At 29.3% G+C, this 4,694-nt stretch carries 5 protein-coding genes; all 5 read right to left on the reverse strand.

All coding sequences use genetic code 11. The features are described 5' to 3' along the window. Window positions 1-575: BglII/BstYI family type II restriction endonuclease (locus tag RBH29_RS17085; RefSeq protein WP_306698216.1), on the reverse strand; the 575-nt coding region annotated here is incomplete at its 3' end. Between the two features lie 127 nt (window positions 576-702). Then, complete coding sequence (locus RBH29_RS17090; RefSeq protein ID WP_306698217.1) at window positions 703-1,449, reverse strand: TRM11 family SAM-dependent methyltransferase; 747 nt, start codon at window positions 1,447-1,449, stop codon at window positions 703-705. 136 nt (window positions 1,450-1,585) lie between these two features. Next, window positions 1,586-2,524: a hypothetical protein gene (locus RBH29_RS17095; RefSeq protein ID WP_306698218.1), complete on the reverse strand. Its 939-nt coding sequence runs from the start codon at window positions 2,522-2,524 to the stop codon at window positions 1,586-1,588. A 317-nt stretch (window positions 2,525-2,841) separates the two neighbouring features. Then, the gene (locus tag RBH29_RS17100; protein ID WP_306698219.1) at window positions 2,842-3,168 is read right to left on the reverse strand and encodes a hypothetical protein; all 327 of its coding nucleotides are present in this window, start codon (window positions 3,166-3,168) and stop codon (window positions 2,842-2,844) included. A gap of 25 nt (window positions 3,169-3,193) precedes the next feature. After that, the coding region (locus RBH29_RS17105) for an RHS repeat domain-containing protein (protein ID WP_306698220.1) at window positions 3,194-4,694 on the reverse strand (1,501 nt) is incomplete at its 5' end.

Below are 4,694 nucleotides of genomic sequence, written 5' to 3' on the forward strand. Positions count from 1 at the left end.
TATAAATTGGAGGATATCCCAAATACTATAATGGGGCATCCTCCACCCCCACCACCTTGAATTCTTGGAAGCAATTTGCTCATGTGTGTTGTAGAAGCACCATAGGAATTTCCTTTTCCTAAACTATTAAAAATTTCCTGTAGCTCATCGCATCTTGTTATAATAATACCAACACTTATGACATGAAGTTCAAATAAAAGTCTAAAATTATTAAGATCTCTGTCATAAAAAGGATCTTTGTTATTCCATTCAATTTCTAATGCAACCATATTTTTAAAGCAATCTACATTATGAGTTGGTGAACTTCTTTCATTTCCATCAACAACAATTTTGGTATCAAATGATTTTTCCGTCCAACCTAAATTATAAAACTGTTCATCTAATTTTTTAGATATAGGAGATTTTCTTCCGCCAGGCTGGACAATATCAGATGCATTTAACCTAAAATTACGCAAGACATTGATTATTTCATTCCATTCTTCTGGAAAAGCTCCTTTTAAAATAGCACAAGCATGTCTCCATTCATGTATCTCAAATAAATCATTTATATCTTCTGGTATCAAATTTGTTGTCATAAATAAGTTCTCCTAAATTTAAAGAATGTAATTTCTCTTCTACATTCTACCAAAATCAATTAGAACTTGCAAGTTAGAAAAATAATAAGATCATAAAATAACTAATAAACTAATAAATACTTAAATTTTAGGATTTATAAAAAATAAAAAGATATTCGTGTGATATTAATAAAAAGTCCAAATTTCTTCTTTTAGACCAATACTTATTAGATGTGCAATTGTGTTGCTCTTTAATAATTATTTCCTTAAGTGTAAATCCTACATTAATAAAAGTTTGCATAACATTAAAACCTAAAGGTTGAATATTTTTATTTTTTCTTATGTCTCCAATCATAATTGCACAAAATTTATTTTGCTTTAAAACCCTATAAGATTCATTGGCAACCCTGCCCATATGAACTAAAAACTCAACTATATCATATTGAGATAAATCTTCTCTTATATTTTCACTATACTTAATAATGTTTGCATATGGAGGGTGTGTACAAATAAGATCAATACTATTACTTTGTATCAAACTTAAATTTTTTGCATCACCTTCTAAAATATCATGAGAACAAGAACTTTTAAAATCAAAATTTAATTTATCTTTTGCAATTTTTATAGATTTTGGGTTAATGTCAATACCAACACCATTTCTATTTAAAAGTTTACATTCAATTAAAGTTGTACCGCTTCCAAGAAACTGGTCTAGTATAATATCTCCTTCTTTAGAGTACCGTATAATAATGTTTCTTGGTATATATGGACTCCAATTACCTGAATAAAAACCTTTATGTGTTGCCCAAGAACCTCTAGTGGGAAAACTCCACATAGTTTTTGACTCTAACATAAAGCTCTCGGGCTGTAATTTTAATTTTCCTAGATACTTCATAACTTTCACCTTACCAATACAGAACATTTGTTCTTTAATTATAACATACTGAAAATAAATTTCAAGATGAATAATTATCTGATTCATTTAACAAAAATTCATTGTGGTCAAAAATAGATCTAAAAGTCAAGTTATACTAACTAGAATGTATGTCTTTTCCTGACAAAATAATATTGTTTTGTTCGGACTCGTTTTCTGTATCAATAATCCATGAATATAGTTTTAAAATGCTTTTTAATTTTTGCCAAAAACTATGTTGATTACACGGCTGGAATCTATCTCCTTTAATAAACTTTACTTTATTTTTGTTGCATATTCGACATTTATAAGTACCTGTACTAGAAACTTTTTCAAAATCCATATAAGAACGTTTGTTTTTTTTAAGTACTGAGAATATTACATCAAACACATAAATCAAACTAAGTAAACTTGTAAGCATTACAATAAGCATCCAAATTGGTAAAAAAGTATTTAGAAAAGGGTTTTTTATTATTGGAGGATTAGGTGTGACGTTTACAATTAATAAAATTACTGCTAATATCAAGTAAAACATAACTGTTATATAAATACAAACTTTTTTAATTATTGTTACTGATTTAATATACCAGGGTAACAAAAAGTTCATCTTGTATTCAAAGAAGTTTTTGCTATATTTTTCTTGTAAATCTTCAAACTCTTTGTTGATTTGCTCTAATATGTTATTTCTTAAATTTTTATATTCTTTTTCTTCATCTTTATGTTTACTAATGTTAAGGTTATTTTGTTCTATATTAATTATATCAAATATATCTCTAGTCAGTTCTTTTGATAGTAAATGTCCGTACTTTAAAATTAGTTCCATAGCTTCGTCATTTATAAATTTGTCTTGGTTAAATGATTTATTAAAATGTAATGTTAATGGAGAATAAATTTTTTCAAGCTTTTCTTTTAAAACTTGCTCAAAATTAGATTTTTTATCATAATTATGTTTAATAGAAAAGATAATAAATTGAATTATTGCAGCTGTAAAAGCTACAATTCCAGTTATTAATGAAGCAGTTATAATTGGGGTAGTTAATATTTCACCTAAATTCATAAAAAAATCTCCTTTTATGTAAAAAATCATAGTATTATTAATCAAATAGTGATTTAATATTAATGTGTGTTTGTCTGATTAAATTTTTGTATCTCACAACCTTAAATTTACATAAGTCCGCACTTCAAAACCCACCAGAATTTTAAATGGCACAAAAATTTATTTTGAGAAAATTAAGAGCCGGAATGCCCTTTAGAAGGACTTCCGGCTTTGTATTTGTTTTTCAAGTCACTTGTTAATATTGTTTTATATTTTAGCCAGATTAAATTTTTGCAAGGCACAACACTAAAATCCTCACTTTTCAACCATGCCGATACCTATAATTTTGTTTTTTTATAATCAATTAGATTTTTAACTTTTAATCTGAAATCCTGCAAGTATAGCTTTAAAGTTTTTATATCCTTACAGGTTTTTTTTTCTATTGGATTTTCCCAATCAAAATCTTTAATAATAACAATATTAAATTCTCCAATTGTTTTAAACTCTGGATACCATCCAATGTCTATAACATATTTGTTATTATAATTTACTTGAAACAGATCTTCTTTTAGCGAATATATTTGTTCACTTAAAGGTATTTCATGATTAATATCAAAATCATTATAAACCACCTTACCAGGTGTAAAATCTAAGTTTTCAAACATTTACCTATCTCCTTATAATAGCATTTTATCTGACTAAATCCAAAAACTCTTGTGGTGTTATAGGATGACCATGTATAGTATTTGAACTTAATTCAACCCTAATATATGGAGTTTCTATACCTTGTTTAGCACCAACAATATGATCCGCCTTATACACCTTCCATGTTTTCCCACTTGTCACTGGTATTCCATTGTCCCATGCCATTCTTTCAAATTGCTCTATTTTAATTTCATGCTTATACTTCGCAGGTCCTTTTTTTGTTGACCTAACTACTTCTTTCCATCTCATATTTTTTTGAGGAAAGTGCTTATACCCATGGTTAGTCCAATCAAGATTTTCTGATTTTATTTTGCTCCAATGGTTACCACCAATATTATTATTTGTAGCAAAATGTACTCCTCCAAAAAATCCTAATGATTCTACAAAATTTCCTAGTCCTGCATCTATAGCTATACTTGGTACTGTTGGTAGTACTTCTCCAAAAGGAGTCACAGCAGATGGAGTGGTTTCAATGCTGATACCTTTTATAAAGTCATGTCCTGATTTTAGTAACTTTCCTCCACTATATACAGCTAAGGCTGTTCTTGTAGTGTCTCTGCTGTAGTCAACAAGCTCATCAAATGGAGTATCTGGATTAATAAAGAAATTATATGCGTTTTCCTTATTAAATACATTGCCAGCGCTTTCAGTAATTCCATGATATATTTCTTTAGGAGCATTTTTCAACATTTCTCTTCTACGCTCAAACTTCTTCTCAATTTCCCTCATCTTCATTTCATATAAATCATCATCTATATAACCTAATTGCCTATCGGTCGAAAGCATAAAACTACGATGATTATCATGTCCAGCATCGAGTATATCCATGCCAAATTCAATCATACCTACTGAAAATTCACCATATCCAGCTGCCAAAGAATATACGCGCTTCCCAACAAAACCTAAATCTCCATGTTCCTCAATTAGGGCATACGCTTTTTCTCTTTCTTCGGAATTAGACAATATTCTAAATCCTTTAATTGGATTTGCTAAATATAAAGGACCAATTTCTATGTAACTATGTCCCGTAGGATCCCAGTATGTAATAGGATTATTGGCTGTATATGCATATAAGTTTAATGTTAACGGATCATTGGGGTCACCCCTGTATGTGTCCTCTTGTAGGAATCTTGCTATTGCTGGATCATACATTCTAGCATTAAGGTAATATAGACCTGTTTCCCTGTCATACTGATAACCAGCATACATAATACTGTTATTTATTGGTGTTGATGTAGGATTTCCACTTGCAGTAAAGTATTGTTCATCCATCACATTACCAAATGCATCATAGTAATATGTAGCTCTTACTACTCCATTAGTATCAATCAAAGCTGTTACATCAGCATGACCGTTATACATGTAGTATAAAGTTAGTCCATCAGCTTGTCTCATAAGCAAGTTAGTGCCATAAAGGTTTCTATTCAACTTATCATCCTGACCTGGTTTTATCACTACCTCAAGCACTACCTTATCGTACTCATAT

The sequence above is a fragment of the Herbivorax alkaliphila genome (genome assembly GCF_030848475.1).
In the GTDB taxonomy this organism is placed as follows: Bacteria; Bacillota; Clostridia; order Acetivibrionales; family Acetivibrionaceae; genus Herbivorax.

Coding starts and splice junctions, on each gene's coding strand:
- RBH29_RS17090 (WP_306698217.1), bottom strand. CDS start 1,449: ATGAAGTATCTAGGAAAATTAAAATTACAGCCCGAGAGCTTTATGTTA.
- RBH29_RS17095 (WP_306698218.1), bottom strand. CDS start 2,524: ATGAATTTAGGTGAAATATTAACTACCCCAATTATAACTGCTTCATTA.
- RBH29_RS17100 (WP_306698219.1), bottom strand. CDS start 3,168: ATGTTTGAAAACTTAGATTTTACACCTGGTAAGGTGGTTTATAATGAT.